Source organism: Mesorhizobium sp. M0217, from assembly GCF_040321955.1.
Classification (GTDB): Bacteria; Pseudomonadota; Alphaproteobacteria; order Rhizobiales; family Rhizobiaceae; genus Mesorhizobium.
Genome location: NZ_JAMYSN010000004.1, coordinates 120,783 through 134,654, shown reverse-complemented (window position 1 = coordinate 134,654; position 13,872 = coordinate 120,783). Strand labels below are relative to the sequence as shown.

General features: G+C 65.4%; 13 protein-coding genes. 6 read left to right on the top strand and 7 right to left on the bottom strand.

Features of this window, described 5'->3' with window-relative positions; translation table 11 throughout:
* Positions 1–280 precede the first annotated feature (280 nt).
* Positions 281–1,345 (top strand): class II fructose-bisphosphate aldolase, encoded by a 1,065-nt coding sequence (fba, locus tag NKJ18_RS09685; protein WP_023687044.1) that lies wholly within the window; start codon positions 281–283, stop codon positions 1,343–1,345.
* A 161-nt stretch (positions 1,346–1,506) separates the two neighbouring features.
* On the opposite strand, the gene NKJ18_RS09680 is transcribed toward fba, so the two are convergent.
* From NKJ18_RS09680 to NKJ18_RS09660, 5 genes are all read right to left on the bottom strand, one after another.
* Positions 1,507–2,613, bottom strand: a complete 1,107-nt coding sequence (locus tag NKJ18_RS09680) for an isopenicillin N synthase family dioxygenase (protein WP_352758167.1) — start codon at positions 2,611–2,613, stop codon at positions 1,507–1,509.
* Positions 2,614–2,749: 136 nt separating this feature from the next.
* Positions 2,750–3,406, bottom strand: a complete 657-nt coding sequence (locus NKJ18_RS09675; RefSeq protein WP_023668578.1) for a methionine ABC transporter permease — start codon at positions 3,404–3,406, stop codon at positions 2,750–2,752.
* The gene (locus NKJ18_RS09670) at positions 3,387–4,475 is read right to left on the bottom strand and encodes a methionine ABC transporter ATP-binding protein (protein ID WP_023704825.1); all 1,089 of its coding nucleotides are present in this window, start codon (positions 4,473–4,475) and stop codon (positions 3,387–3,389) included. Before NKJ18_RS09670 ends, NKJ18_RS09675 begins: the two co-directional genes overlap by 20 nt.
* A gap of 83 nt (positions 4,476–4,558) precedes the next feature.
* The gene (locus NKJ18_RS09665) at positions 4,559–5,413 is read right to left on the bottom strand and encodes a MetQ/NlpA family lipoprotein (protein WP_023668580.1); all 855 of its coding nucleotides are present in this window, start codon (positions 5,411–5,413) and stop codon (positions 4,559–4,561) included.
* Between the two features lie 172 nt (positions 5,414–5,585).
* A complete protein-coding gene (locus NKJ18_RS09660; RefSeq protein WP_352758166.1) occupies positions 5,586–6,269 on the bottom strand; it encodes an SDR family NAD(P)-dependent oxidoreductase in 684 nt (227 codons plus the stop codon).
* Positions 6,270–6,482: 213 nt separating this feature from the next.
* Between NKJ18_RS09660 and NKJ18_RS09655 the strand changes: the two genes are divergently transcribed.
* Positions 6,483–7,598 carry an anhydro-N-acetylmuramic acid kinase gene (locus NKJ18_RS09655; protein WP_023709949.1) on the top strand — a complete coding sequence of 372 codons (1,116 nt, stop codon included), beginning with the start codon at positions 6,483–6,485 and terminating at the stop codon, positions 7,596–7,598.
* Here the strand turns inward: NKJ18_RS09655 and NKJ18_RS09650 are convergent.
* Both NKJ18_RS09650 and NKJ18_RS09645 read right to left on the bottom strand, forming a co-directional pair.
* Positions 7,595–8,014 (bottom strand): GNAT family N-acetyltransferase, encoded by a 420-nt coding sequence (locus NKJ18_RS09650; protein WP_023692175.1) that lies wholly within the window; start codon positions 8,012–8,014, stop codon positions 7,595–7,597. The two genes, NKJ18_RS09655 and NKJ18_RS09650, sit on opposite strands and share 4 nt — an antisense overlap.
* 60 nt (positions 8,015–8,074) lie before the next feature.
* Positions 8,075–9,253, bottom strand: a complete 1,179-nt coding sequence (locus NKJ18_RS09645) for an MFS transporter (protein WP_023726345.1) — start codon at positions 9,251–9,253, stop codon at positions 8,075–8,077.
* Positions 9,254–9,301: 48 nt separating this feature from the next.
* On the opposite strand from NKJ18_RS09645, the gene NKJ18_RS09640 reads away from it, so the two are divergent.
* The 4 genes from NKJ18_RS09640 (at position 9,302) to NKJ18_RS09625 (ending at position 13,872) form a co-directional block, all read left to right on the top strand.
* Entirely contained in the window at positions 9,302–9,841 is a 540-nt protein-coding gene (locus NKJ18_RS09640; RefSeq protein ID WP_023687041.1) for an Lrp/AsnC family transcriptional regulator, read from the top strand.
* 98 nt (positions 9,842–9,939) lie between these two features.
* On the top strand, positions 9,940–11,343 hold the full coding sequence (locus NKJ18_RS09635; protein WP_023687040.1) for an SWIM zinc finger family protein: 1,404 nt from the start codon (positions 9,940–9,942) through the stop codon (positions 11,341–11,343).
* Positions 11,340–12,773 carry a DUF5691 domain-containing protein gene (locus NKJ18_RS09630; protein WP_352758165.1) on the top strand — a complete coding sequence of 478 codons (1,434 nt, stop codon included), beginning with the start codon at positions 11,340–11,342 and terminating at the stop codon, positions 12,771–12,773. Before NKJ18_RS09635 ends, NKJ18_RS09630 begins: the two co-directional genes overlap by 4 nt.
* Positions 12,774–12,792: 19 nt before the next feature.
* Positions 12,793–13,872: an ATP-binding protein gene (locus NKJ18_RS09625; RefSeq protein ID WP_352758164.1), complete on the top strand. Its 1,080-nt coding sequence runs from the start codon at positions 12,793–12,795 to the stop codon at positions 13,870–13,872.

Genomic DNA, 13,872 nt, shown 5'->3' with positions numbered 1-13,872 from the left:
CAGAGGGGGTCGGCGCGTCCTGACGCGACCTCCCAGCACCGACAGATGATGCTAGCGCTCCAGTCGAACCGCCCCCCTCTGGCCTGCCGGCCATCTCCCCCTCATGGGGGGAGATTAGCGCCTCACCGGCTGGCTACCGAATTTCGGCCATGCAACAAGAATTGCGGCCTCGATGGCCGCTGACGGTTGCGGTTCTGGCGAAATCCGGCCAGAAGCATCTAGGCCGGCAACCGGCCGGCCCGCGACGTTGCGCTTGAAACCAGATACGGGAGACTATTGGGTGGCTCGCATAACACTGAGACAATTGCTCGACCACGCCGCCGAATACGGCTACGGCGTACCCGCCTTCAACATGAACAATATGGAACAGGGCCTCGCCATCATGGAGGCGGCCGAGGAGACCAAGTCGCCGGTCATCCTGCAGGCCAGCCGCGGCGCCCGCGCCTACGCCAATGATGTGGTGCTGGCCAAGCTGATCGACGCGCTGGTCGAAATCCACCCCGACATTCCGGTCTGCATGCATCTCGACCACGGCAACAACGAAGCCACCTGCGTCACCGCCATCCAGTACGGCTTCACCTCTGTCATGATGGACGGCTCGCTGAAAGAGGACGGCAAGACGCCGGCCGACTATGCCTACAATTCCGGCATCACCCGGCGCGTCGTCGACATGGCGCATTGGGGCGGCGTGTCGGTGGAAGGCGAGATCGGTGTGCTCGGTTCGCTTGAGAGCGGCGGCGGCGAGCAGGAGGACGGCCACGGCGTCGAAGGCGCCATCAGCCACGACCAGCTCTTGACCGATCCGGAACAGGCGGTCGAGTTCGTCAAGGACACCCATGTCGATGCGCTGGCTGTCGCCATGGGCACCAGCCACGGCGCCTACAAATTCTCACGCAAGCCGGACGGCGCGGTGCTGGCGATGAACGTCATCGAGGAAATCCACCGCCGCCTGCCCAACATGCATCTGGTCATGCACGGCTCGTCCTCGGTGCCCGAGGACCTGCAGGAAATCATCAATAGATATGGCGGCCAGATGAAGCCGACCTGGGGCGTGCCGGTGGAAGAGATCCAGCGCGGCATCAAGCACGGCGTGCGCAAGATCAACATCGACACCGACAACCGCATGGCGCTGACCGGCGCCATCCGCAAGGTGCTGACCGAAAACCCGAGCGAGTTCGATCCGCGCAAATACCTGACGCCGGCCATGGCCGCGATGCGCAAGCTGTGCAAGGAGCGCTTCGAGCAGTTCGGCACCGCCGGCAATGCCCAGAAGATCAAGCCGCTGCCGGTGGCCGAGATGGCCAAGCGCTACAAGTCGGGGAGCCTTGATCCGAAGTTTGGGTGAAGTCCCCTGGCGCCTCTTCCTTCTCCCCTTGTGGGGAAGAAAGAAGAGCTATTGACATAAAAAAGGCCGGGCGCGAAAGCGGCCCGGCCAAAAGAAGGTCAAGAACCTTCAGAGGGGAACACCGCTCGGTGGAATGGGAGGAAACCGCCGAACGATAATTCCTATATGCGCGTATTCGCGGCAGATGGCGACGAACGGCTTTCTAAAACAACGCGAGATTCGGAAATTTCGTTCTCGTTTTGAAAGATTTCAGCCGGTGAGGCGTCGGTTTCCAGAAGATCGGCATAGTGCCGGCGCGCCACGTCGGGATGCGAGCGCAGGCGGCTCTTCAGCACATTGGTACCGACATTGCGAAACAGCGGATTGTCGGGATCGCTGGCCGGACCCCGCGCCTCGGCCGCCAGTTCCTCGGGCAGGTTGAGCAGCGGGATCGTGGCGTCGAGCCGGGCGCTGAAGAAGAAGGGCACCGAAATCCGCTCGACACCGGCCGGTGGCGTTACCACGCGGTGGACCGTTGCTCTCAGATACCCGTTGGAGGCCAGCTCGAGCAGTTCGCCGATGTTGACCACCAGCGTGTCGGGCAGCGGATCGACGTCGACCCAGGCACCGTCATATTCGACCTGCAGGCCCTTGCTCTCGTCCTGCAGCAGAAGCGTCAGGAAACCGCCATCCTTGTGCGCGCCGACGCCCTGGTCATTGCCGGTGGCGTCGCGACCGGGGTAGCGCACGATCTTCATGCGGTGGTTGGGCTCGGCCCGGTAGATCGGATCGAAGGCATCCTCGGTCTGGTCGAGCGACAAAGCGAAGGCCCTGAGCAGCCGGATCGCTACCGCTGTCGCCTTGGTCTGCCATGCCAGCAGAGCCGGCTTCAGCTCGGGCAGTGCCCCCGGCCACTGGTTCGGCCCTTGCAGCCGCGTCCAGGCGGGCACGCCGGGGCCTTGTTCGATGGCCGGGCGTTCGACGCCGATGTCGAGCTGTTCGCGCCAGTCGGCCTTGCCTTTGGTCAGCTCGCCGCCGGCGCGCGTGTAGCCGCGGAACTGCGAGGACTTCACCATTTCGATCGCCAGTTTGTCGGCTTCCGGCAAGGCAAAGAACCGGCGCGAGGCGTCGAGCACTTCTGCGGTATCCGCAGCCGATATGCCGTGGCCGGTCAAATAGAAGAAGCCGACATCGCGCGCGGCCGTGCGCAGGTCCAAGAGAAACGTTCGCCGCTCGGAAGCGCCCTGTTCGAGACGGCCGAGATCAAGCACGGGTACGATCCTGGGCATGGTCAAGCTCCTTGTTCCGCTGTCACGGTGGCACGCAGGCCGGTCCGATCAAAGCAACGCGCAATCCAATCTCGGCGCCGATAGAGAAAGCCGGCGCTGCGTTTGGCAGCCTGCCGGCAAATAACGTTCGTGGCGCTCATCCGCGCCGGTCCAGCCTGGCGACCAGCCGGTCGCCGACCCACTGGATGCCGCAAACGAGGATGATCAGCACAATGACCACGGCGACCATGACGCTGGTCTCAAAACGCTGGTAGCCGTAGCGGATGGCGAGGTCGCCAAGCCCGCCGGCACCGATGGCGCCGGCCATGGCCGAGGCGCCGATCAGCGTTACCAGCGTCACCGTGAAACCGGCGACGATGCCGGGCAATGCTTCGGGCACCAGCACCTCGCGAATGATCGTCCAGCGGTTGCCGCCCATGGCGCGCGCCGCCTCGATCAGGCCGCGATCGACCTCGCGCAGCGACACTTCGGCGATGCGGGCATAGTAGGGCGTCGCCGCAATCGACAACGGCACGATCGCCGCCCAGGTGCCGATCGAGGTGCCGACGATCAGCCGCGTCACCGGGATCAGCGCCACCAGAAGGATGATGAAAGGCACCGAGCGGAAGCCGTTGATGACGGCGCCGAGCGCGCGGTTCACCCACAGGCTTTCGGCAATGCCGCCGCGCTCGGTGGCAATCAATGCCAGGCCGAGCGGCAGTCCGAAGACGAGCGAGATGAGACCGGACGCGGCTGTCATCAGGACCGTCTCCCAGATCGAACGCAGCAGAAGTTCAAACAGAACCGGCGACATGGCCAAGCACCTCCACCCGCGCGTCGCGGGCCTTCAGGAATGCGATTACTTTCGACAGATGTTTCGGATCGTTGCCCGCGACCGCAAGGAACAGCGTGCCGACCGGCTGCTGTTGGACATGGTCGATGCCACCATGGACGAGGCGGAAAGGCCCCGGCACCGCCACCGCAAGATCGGACAGCAGCGGACCGCGCGCGGCCTCACCTGCGACGTCGACCCTGAGGATGAGCTCGGCGCCGCCTCCGGGAGCAAGCCGGCCGGCAATCTCGGCCGGCAGTTGCGGGCGGATGCCGCCGAGCAGGCTCCTGGTGATTTCGGAACGCGGCTCGGCAAAGACCGACCACACCGGGCCTTGCTCGACGATGCGCCCGGCATCGATCACCGCGACGCGGTCGGCGATCGAGCGGATCACCTCCATCTCGTGGGTGATGAGCAGGATGGTCAGGCCGAGCTGCCGGTTGATGTCTTTCAGCAAGGCCAGGATGGAGCGCGTCGTCTCCGGATCGAGCGCTGAGGTCGCCTCGTCGGACAGCAGCAGCGCTGGCCGCGCGGCCAGCGCCCTGGCGATGCCGACGCGCTGCTTCTGGCCGCCCGACAGCGAGGACGGATAGGCCTTCGCCTTCTCCGACAGGCCGACGAGGTGGAGCAATTCGGCGGCGCGCGCCAGCCGTTCGGCCTTTGGGCGGCCCTCGATCTTTAGCGGCAGCGCGACATTGTCCTCCACGGTCTTGGCCGACAGCAGATTGAAGTGCTGGAAGATCATGCCGATGCGACGCCGCAGCGGCTGCAATTCACGCTCGCCGAGCCGGCCGATCTCGCGGCCCTCGATGAAGACGTCGCCGGAGTCCGGCCGCTCCAGCCCGTTGAGGCAGCGGATCAGCGTCGACTTGCCGGCTCCGCTGCGGCCGATGATGCCGAGGATCTCGCCCTTCTTCACCGTCAGCGAGACGCCGTCGAGCGCAGGCGTCGCGCCAAAGCGGCGCTTGAGGTCGACGAGGCGTACGACATCTTCTTGCCCGGCCGATATATTGACCGGACCGGATGCCTCGGCCGTGACGTGCTGGTTCATCTCACTGTCCGTTTCAACGCTCGACAAATGCGACAGCGGCCCGCTCAACAGCGGGCCGCCTGCTCCTGACAACCAGGCGCCAATCAATAGGCGCTGATCCCGGTGCCCTTGTAGACCTTGTCGAACTCGGCCTTGACCGCCTCGTTCTGGTAGGACGCGACCAGCGTCTTCACCCACGCCTCGTTCTCGTTGCCGGATTTCACGGCGATGAAGTTGCGGTAGGGGTTGTCGGCCACTGGCTCCTGGGCGATGCGGTTGTCCGGGCCGAGACCGCTCTTCAGCGCCCAGTCGGTGTTGACGACAGCCGCGTCGAGATCCTCGACCGAGCGGCCGACAATGCCGGCGTCCAGTTCCTTGATGACGACCTTCTTAGGGTTCTCGGCAATGTCGGCGGTGGTCGCCAGGATGCCGGTGCCGTCCTTCAGCTTGATCACGCCTTCGTTCTGCAGAACGCGCAACGCGCGGCCCTCATTCGAGGGGTCGTTGGGCAAGCCGATGACGGCGCCTTCGGGCAGGTCGGCAACCTTGGTGTATTTCTTGGAGTAGAGGCCGATCGGCCAGACGCCGGTGTAGCCGACGCGCACGATGTGGTACCCTTGGGTCTTGATCTGGTTGTCGAGATAGGGCTGGTGCTGGAAGGCGTTGGCGTCGATCTCGCCGCGCTCGAGCGCCTCGTTGGGCTGGGTGTAGTCGTTGAACACCACGGTCTCGACGGTCAGGCCTTTTTCGGCGGCCTGGGCGACGACGACGCGCCAGACATCCTCATCCTCGCCGCTGATGATGCCGACCTTGATAGACTTCTTGTCCTCGGCGAAGGACGGCGTCGGCTGAGCCAGACCGGCAAGCGTGACGGCCGAGGCAAAAAGTGCCGCAAGGGCAGCTCGCCGGCTGATGGCTGAAAAAAGAAGAGAGCTGGAAGCGTTTCCGCGTTCGGACATTGTCGATCCCTCGTAATCCTGAAGTCATTGCGGCGAGGTGGAATACCAAGCCTTGACGACATCATCGGCAATGCTGCTTGCCGGATCAAAGAACCGCATTTCTTCTCAAACACGAAGCCGGGAATATTCTCTCAAAGATTTCGCAATTGCGAGAACGGTCACGCCGGACCGGTCAGAATGTCTCGACAAAGGGCCGCAGCTCGACCTCGAAGCTCCAGGCGCTGCGATGCTGGCGATGGGTCGCGAGATAGGTCTGCGCGATCGCATCGGGCGACAGCTGGCTGTCCGGTCGCTCGGGCTTCGTCCCGGCCGGCTCGATCTGGCCGTCGATAATGAAATGCGCGACATGGATATTCCTAGGGAAGAGTTCGCGCGCCATCGACTGAGCCAGACCGCGCAGGCCGAATTTCGGCATGGCAAAGCCGGCGGAGTTGGGAAAGCCCTTGATGCTGGCGGAGGCGCCGGTGAAAAGAATCGAACCGGAGCCGCGCGCAAGCAGCCGCCGCGCCGCTTGCTGGCCGACCAGGAAGCCGCCATAGGCGCCGACAAGCAAGGCTTGTTTGACCGCATCGGGATCGACCTCCGCGATCGGGCCGCGCGTGCGGCCGCTGGCATTGAAGACGGCAAGGGCCAGCGGGCCTTGCTTGTCGGCGGCGTCAAACAGGCCGGCGACGGAGGCCGGATCGGCGACGTCGGTTTCGACGGCCAGCGCGCCGGTTTCCCCGACCAGCGCCGCGAGTTTGGCCGTGTTGCGGGCGGCCAGCACCACACGATAGCCTTCCGTGGTGAGAAGGCGTGCCAAAGAGGCGCTCAGGCCCGCACCCGCGCCGGCGATCACTGCGACTTCGGATGCCATGTCGTTTCTCCTTGGCGATGACGTGTTCGTCTCATAGCTGGCGTCTTGAGCGGCGAGACGCAAGAACGGCGTTGCTCGATTTTCGCTGTTCGGTGAAAAACTCTGCCGGCAGGTTCGGAGCAATCGACCGCGGCCAGGGTCTTGCCTGGCGAGACAATCCGTCCGACAGGTGATTGCGTTGGAATCGCAAACGGTGTCGCAAGGGAGTCGACCGTGGAACCAATCTGGGCCGTCGGCCTGATGACCGGCACCGTGCTTGACGGCAATATCGACGTGGCGCTGATCAAGACCGATGGCGAGCGGATCGCCGATTTCGGCACCTATACGCTGGCCCCCTACCCCGCAGCGATCCGTGCCTTGCTGGAGGAGACGCTGCGTCAGGCCCGGGTGTGGAATTTCGACGGGCCGGAGCCGGCGATCTTTGCCGAAGCCGAGGAGGCGCTGACGCGGGCGCAGTCGGCGGCGGTGAAGGACCTTGTCGAAAGCTACGGCCTGACCATGGGCGATATCGGCGTGGTCGGCTTTCACGGCCAAACCGTGCTGCATCGTGCCCCGCAACCCGGGCGGCGCGGCGATACGCGCCAGTTGGGCGATGGCGCGCTGATGCATTCCATTTTGGGCGCCAAGGTCGCCTATGATTTCCGCTCGGACGATGTGCGCGCCGGCGGCCAGGGCGCACCACTGGCGGCTGCCTACCACGCGGCGCTTTTGAGGGAAGCCGACGCCAGCGGGGACACCGCTGTGCTCAATCTCGGCGGTGTCGGCAACGTCACTTGGTGGGACGGCAAGGACAACATCGTCGCCTTCGACACTGGCCCGGCCAACGCGCCGCTCAACGATTTCATCAAGGCAAACGGCCTCGGCGAGATGGACCGCGACGGCGCACTGGGCGCGGCCGGCACCGTCGATGAAGTGCGGCTGGCCAAATTGCTCCAGCATCCGTATCTGACCAAGCCCTATCCGAAATCGCTCGACCGTTTCGACTTCGGCGCCGCCATGGCCGACGGCCTCGGCGCAGAGGATGGGGCGGCGACGCTGACGGCCTTCACCGTCTCGGCCGTCGGCAAGGCGCTCGATTTGTTGCCGCGCCGGCCGAAGCGCCTGGCGGTCAGTGGCGGCGGCCGCCGCAACCCGACGATGATGGCGATGCTGGCGAGGCGCGCCAACGTCGAGGTGGTGCAGGCCGAGACACTGGGCTGGAAAGGCGATGCGGTGGAGGCCGAATGCTTTGCCTTCCTTGCCGTGCGCGTGCTGCGCGGCCTGCCGATCAGCTTTCCCAGCACCACCGGCGTGCCGCGGCCGATGCAAGGCGGGCGGCTGGCAGGTTAGAGCTTCTTCTGCAGGAAGATGCGGCTGCGGCCGATGGGAAAGTCAGGCAGCTCGCCGAAACGCCGGTAGCCTTGCCGCTCATAGACTTTGGCCGCTGTCGGATTGAACGTGTCGATCCAGGCGGTCTGGCAGCCCCGGGCGACTGCTTCGCGCTCGGCAGCGTCCAGCATGTCGCCGGCCATATGCTGGCCGCGCAGGCGTTCGTCGACCCACAGCCATTGCACATAGAGCCAGCCCCAGGCGGTGTATCCCGAAATGCCGGCGACGACAGCGCCGTGCTCGTCACGAACGAAGACCGCGATCGGCTTGCGGCCGGAGGGGCCGACATCGCCGTCATTGAACGCCGTCAGCCGCTCGGCCAGGAAGGCGAGGTCGTCTGACGAGGGGTCGGCAGTGGTTTCAAGCGTCGTCTTCATCCGGGCGGGGCTCGCATGGCAAGCCAAGCTCTAGCGAAGGACGGGATGAGGACGCAAGCTTTACGGCTTGATGGGCGGAGGCGACCGCCATGACCCCGCTGCTGCCGCAACCAGCATCAGCACGGCGGCGACGATCGCGCAGATGGCAAAGCCGAACGATGAATAAAGCGGCCCGAAGCTGGTGGTGCCGATGAAGACGGCGAGGTAGGTGACCGAACTGTTCAGGCCCATGATGGTGCCACGGCGCGACGGATCGAGCGCGGTAAGGCGCATCACCAGCACGTTCAGGCCGAAATGATTGGCAAGGCCCCAGATGGCGATCATAGCCAGGATCAGCACGAAATTGCTGCTTGCGAGCGCGATCGCGACATAGACGACGGCGACCAGCAGATAGGCGAAAGGCATGACGCGCCGTGCGCCGATGCGGTCGATGACGCCGTCGAGGAAGGCCGCGGCGCCGAAGCCGGCGCCGTAGGCGAGTGCGGCCAGCGCATTGGCGCTGACGGGCTCGCCCAGATCCTGGTGCAGATGATCGCCGAGATAGCCGTAGACGCCGTAAAAAGCGGTCATGAAGGCGGTGCAGGCGATGAGCAGCGGCACGATGCCCGGAATGGCCAGCGCAACGAACGGCGACGGCGCCGGGCCGCTCTTCCTGACGTCGCTGAGCGAGGTCATCGACAAGGCAGCAAGCGCAATGGCGGAAAGCACCGCGACGGCGGCGAAGACGGCGCGCCAGTGCACGAGATCGGCAAGCACGGCCGACAGCGACACGCCGGCCACCATGGAGACCGTCCAGCCGGTCAGCACGACGCCGATCGTGCCGCTTTCGCGGCCGGGCGGCGCAATTGCCGCTGCACTGGCATAGATGGCCGGCATGGCGACGCCGGCGGCGATGCCGGCGACGGCCTGGGCCGCGACCAGCATGATCACCGTCGGCGCCAGCGCGCTGGCGAGAAGCCCGACCGCCAGCAACAGCAGAGCGCCCTGCAGCATGCGGCGGGCGCCGACGCCGTCGATATAGCGGGCGAGGAACAAAGCGCTGGCGGAAGTGCCGAGACCGAAGGCAGCCGACGCGGCCATCACCGCCGGCACGCTGGTGCCGAAGGATGCGGCGACTGCCGGAGCAATTGGACCCAGGACCAGCGAGTTCGAGCCGATGACGGCGATGCAGCCGGTCAGGAGGTAGGCCAGCGCCGGGATCGGCTGATGGAGCGTTGCAGCTTGATGCGCGTTCGTCATCGGGTCATAATGGCCGAACTGGATTCCGCGACAACAAGGAATTTCGATATGGACGAAGAAACAGATGGGGTTCTGCAGAACAAGGTAGCTCCCCGCGAGCTCGACGCAATCGACCGAAAAATATTAGGCGTGCTGGTCGAGGATGCGACGATCAGCTACGCCGAACTTGGCGAACGCGTCTGCCTTTCGCCGCCGGCGGCGCATGAGCGGGTCAAGCGCCTGCGGCGCAGCGGCGCCATCCGCGGCACGGCTGTGATCATCGACCCGAAGGCGGTGAAGAAGCCGCTGCTCACCTTCGTGCATATCGATACCAAGGGCTGGGGCAAGACACCGGAGCTGATGGCCGTCTCCCAATATCCTGAGGTCGAGGAAATCCATTCGGTGGCCGGCGACACCTGCATGCTTCTCAAGGTCCGCACCGAGGACACCAGGGCGCTCGAAGGCCTGCTGGCGCGTCTCTACGAAACGCCCGGCGTCACCTCGACGCGAAGCTATGTCGTGCTGTCGACCTATCTCGAGCGCCCGGTGCAGCCCGAGATCACGGCGCAATGGCCGACGCCCCGGCATATGGCCACGCCGTTGTACTGATCTGCGCTATCTTCGTCTTGCCGGGGCCACAACAATCCTTCACAAACGGCACCCTATATTGATGCCAGGCATTGATTTGGGGTGACGAGAGGCGCGGCTTGGAATTCGAACTGAAAACCATCGAGGCGCTGGCCCCCGATCAGGCGTCGCTAAGCGCCGCCTCGAAGCTCACCAAGCGCTCGAACTGGCCGCGGCTGGAGAAGAACGAGCAGCAGGCGCTGATCTGGGGCGAATGCCAGGGCTCGGGATCCAACCCCTATCGCACCGTCGTCGACACCGGCGACCACGGCTACAAATGCACCTGCCCGTCGCGAAAATTTCCCTGCAAGCACACGCTGGCGCTGATGTGGATCGCCGCCACGGCGCCGGCCAGCTTCACATCAGCCGAAACAACGCCGGAATGGGTCAATGACTGGCTTGGCCGGCGCAGGAAGAGTGCGCCCCCGCCGGTCGACGCAAAGTCTGGCAGGGGCGCGTCTGGCAAGAGCATTGGCGAGGCCTCGCAGGCAGAGGAAAGCACCGTCGATGACGCCGCCGCGACGGAGCGCCGCGAGACGGCGCAGCGCAAGCGGGCGGAAGATACGCGCACCGCGGTGGCAGGCGCGCTGGACGAACTCGACCAGTGGATTGCCGACCAGCTGCGGCTCGGCCTTTCCGCCTTTGCCGACGCCAGCAGCGAGCGCTGCCGCCGCATTGCGGCGCGGCTTGTCGACATGAAGGCGACGGCGCTTGCCGGACGCATCGACGAAATCCCGGCCCGGCTAATGGCGCTGCGCAGCGAGGAACGGCCGGACGCGGCGATCCGCGAACTCGGCAAGCTGGTGCTGCTGGCCAAAGCCTGGCGCTCGGCGCCCGACGATCCCGAGCTGAAGCGACTGGTGTCGGCGTCCGAAACCCGCGACCAGGTTCTGTCCAGTCCCGACGCGAAGCAGGTCGACAGCCATTGGGAGGTCGTAGGCGAGAAGATCGAGACCCGCCGCGACGGTCTCGTCAGCCATTCGACCTGGCTGCTCGATCTGAAAAGCCCGACGCCGCAGTTTGCGCTGCTGCTCGATTTCTTTCCGGCTTCGGCCGGCCGCCGCTCGGCGGCGTTCACGCCCGGTGACCGGTTCCACGCCCGCCTGGTATTCTACCCGTCGCGCCAGCCACTGCGGGCCTTGGTGGCGGAGCGCAAGGGCGACGTCGTGTCGGGCGCCTGGCCGGATTTCGGCCTCGACGCTGTCAAGGACCCGCTCGCGGCGCATGCGGCGCACCAGGACGCAGCGCCCTGGTCGACCGATAGCCCGCTGATGCTGCCTGCCGGCGCGATCCTGCTCGATGAGCGCGGCACCGCCTGGTGGCAAGCGGCGCACGACCCGCAAGGGATCGCCCTGCCTGTTAGCGGGACCGTCGATCAGACCGTGCTTGGCCTCGACCTCGCGGCCACGGCAGCGCTTTGGAACGGCGCGCGGCTCGATCTGCTGGCCGCGCAAAGCGGCTTCGGGAGGCTCGATCTGTCATGAACGAGCTCGAACTAACCGGCCTGGCGACGATGCGCGACTGCTGGATCACCGGCGGAACCGCATTCGATCTGGCGCCAACCGCATGGAAGGAGATCGCGGGTGGCGCAAGCCCAGACGAACGGGAGCGACGTCTGCTGGCGATCGCGGCGCAGGCGCTCGATGTCGGCCTGCGGCCGTCGGCGCCGAAGACGCTGAAGCGGCGCCCGCCGCTGCCGAGGCTTGGCCTGCCGCTGCTGCCGGAGCGGTTGCGGCCGCTGTTGCGGGCGGCCCTGAAGAACGCCGCCGATGCGCGGCGCAAGTCGCGCGTGGCGACGCTCGTCGCCGGCCGTGGCTACGTGCTGCATCCGATGGACTGGATGCCGTCGGCATCAGACCAGAACAGCCCTGACATCTATGCGCCGTGGATCGACTGGCAGGCCAGCGTCGAGGGGCTGAAGATTGCGCCGCAGGAGCAACTGACGGTGCAGAACTGGGATGACTTTTACCCCGCCGCGCGCCGTATCGCGTTGACCGAGATGCGCCGTCGCGATCCGGCCACGGCCCGCAGCCTGATGGAAGCGAAGGCGCCCGGCGAGCCGGCGGAAGTCCGGCTGGCACTGATCGAACTCATGCATTTCGGCCTGACGCCTGAGGACGCGCCGTTCCTGAAAAGCCTGGCCACTGACCGCTCCGGCAAGGTGCAGGAACTGGCGAGCCGGCTGCTGGCGAGGTTGGGCGAGCACGGTCGTGTTGGTGGCGGTGCCGACGATCCCGTTGCCGAACTTGCCGCCTTCATCGCAGAAGGCAAATCCGGCTTTATCCGCCGCCGCACCACCTACACCCCGGCAAAACTCAAATCCCCGGCGCAGGAAAAGCGCCGCGCCGAACTGTTCGAGACCTGCAATCTGGTCGACCTTGCTTCCCGATTTGGGGTCAGCGAACCCGATTTCATTGCAGCCTGGCAGTTCGGTGCCGACAACAATGCCGACATCCAGATCTCACGAATGGTCGCCGCGTCGGGCAGCGACGCTGCAGTAACGCAGATGGCCGACACGCTGATCGCCGAGGGTGGCAAGCCGGCACTGTTCGTGCTGCACCTGACACCGCGCCTGGATAGCCGCAGGAAGCGTGTCCTGGTCAGATTGATCCTGAAAGATACGCCGCAGTATGTTAGCACGCTCACCCTTGCCGAGGGCTTCGAAGCCAACTGGCTGGATTGGCCCGACCTGACGAACGGCCAGAGCTTGGCGGTGTTGCGTTCGGCTGTCGCCGGCAATGATGACGCGATGAAGCGAACCGTCGACGACCTGTTGGAAACTTTGGGCTTTCTGGCCACTGCGGCGACAGCGGAAAAATTGATCGAGCATGTCGTTGCGGCCGGCATGCTGCCGGCGGCAGCCTCGCTCGTTTTCCTGCGCCTCAACGCGGCAATGACGGGAACCAAAACATGACAATCCGGAGAACAGCACCATGAACGCAGCCATCCGCCTCCCTGTCGAGCAGGCCTATGCCGCTGAACTGCAGGCGCTGGCGCGCAATGACGAACGCCAGAAGCCGGCCGGATGGAGCCTGTCGCCGAAGGCCGTGCTGACATATCTGCTCGGCGGCAAGGCAAGCGACGGCACCGTGATATCGCCGAAATATGTTGGTCGCCGCCGGCTGATGGAAACCGCGGTGGCGACACTCGCTACCGACCGCGCGCTGCTGTTGCTCGGCGTTCCCGGCACCGCCAAGTCCTGGGTGTCGGAACATCTCGCCGCCGCCATCATGGGCAACTCGACGCTGATCGTGCAGTGCACGGCCGGCACCGACGAGAACCAGATCCGCTACGGCTGGAACTATGCGCAGCTTTTGGCCAAAGGGCCGAGCCAGGAGGCGCTGGTGCCGACGCCGCTCTACCGCGCCATGGAGAGCGGCAAGCTATGCCGGCTAGAGGAACTGACGCGCATGGGCTCGGACGTGCAGGACACGCTGATCACCGTGCTGTCGGAAAAGATGATGCCGATCCCGGAACTCAACACGTCGCTCTATGCCCAGCGCGGCTTCAACATCATCGCCACCGCAAACAACCGCGACAAGGGCGTCAACGAGCTGTCCTCGGCGCTCAAGCGCCGCTTCAGTGTGGTGGTGCTGCCGCTGCCCGAGGACATGGCCGAAGAGGTGGCGATCGTCTCCAAGCGGGTCGACGAGATGGCCGGCGGGCTCGACCTGCCGGTGCCGAAAAATGTCGGCGAGGAGATCGCTCGCGTGCTGACCATTTTCCGCGAGCTGCGCTCGGGCGCAACCGCCGACGGCAAGGTGACGCTGAAGACGCCTTCGGGTTCGCTCTCGACCGCCGAGGCGATCGCCACCATGGTCGGCGGCCTCAGCCAGGCGGCGTGGTTCGACAGCGGCAAGCTCGGCGCCGAAGGCCTCGCCGCCAGCCTTGTCGGCGCCATCGTCAAGGACCCGGTGCAGGACAAGGTGGTGCTGGAGGAATATCTCGAAACGGTGCTCAAGAAGCGGCCGGACTATGCCGGCTATTACGCGGCGCTGAACGCAGCGATCTGA